The sequence below is a fragment of the Massilia sp. P2_C2 genome (assembly GCF_056404615.1).
The window spans coordinates 1-655 of the sequence record NZ_JBFUDR010000666.1; the positions used below are offsets into that span (position 1 = coordinate 1).

General features: G+C 58.3%; 1 protein-coding gene. It reads right to left on the reverse strand.

The annotated features are described in order from the left end of the window. Nucleotides 1-435 (reverse strand): beta clamp domain-containing protein (locus AC1DYX_RS31740; protein ID WP_477266257.1); only part of this gene is annotated, 435 nt, incomplete at its 3' end. Between the last annotated feature and the right edge of the window lie 220 nt (nucleotides 436-655).

Genomic DNA, 655 nt, shown 5'->3' on the forward strand with positions numbered 1-655 from the left:
GTGCACCATGTTGAACAGGTGCTTCAGCGTTTTCTGAGGCAGCGTGACGGTCGCGTTGTAGCTGTCCGCCACGGACACGGTCGGGAATTCCTCGGCCGCCAGGGTCTGCAGCGCGAAGCGCGACTTGCCGCTCTGGACGGTGAGGCGCTTGTTCAGCAGGGTCATCGTGACGTCGCCCGATTCCGGCAGGGCGCGCAGGATGTCGAGCAGCTTGCGCGCGGCGACGGTCGTGCCGGTTTCTTCAGGACCCGAACCGATATTGGCCAGGGTCGTGATCTGCACCTCGGTGTCGGTCGACAGGAACGAGACGCTTTCGCCATTCTTGCGGATGAGGATATTGGCCAGAATCGGCATGGTGTGCCGACGCTCGACAATACCACTCACGATCTGCAGTGGCCGGAGAAGCGTGTCTCGGGTGGATTTGACCAGTTGCATAAATATCCTCGGTGTTATGGGTAAAAATGTTGTTCGCGCAATATTTTGCCAGAAATCATCAGGGAAGGGCCTCTAGAATTTTGCTGAAAAAACAGGCACTTCCCGCGGGTACGTTGAAAAACCTGCTGCGCGTTGCACTGCTGTGCTGCGATGCTCGCTGTACTCCTCGTACAGCTGCGCTTCTCCCACAGCATTGCGGCCGCTCGCGACGGTTTTTCGA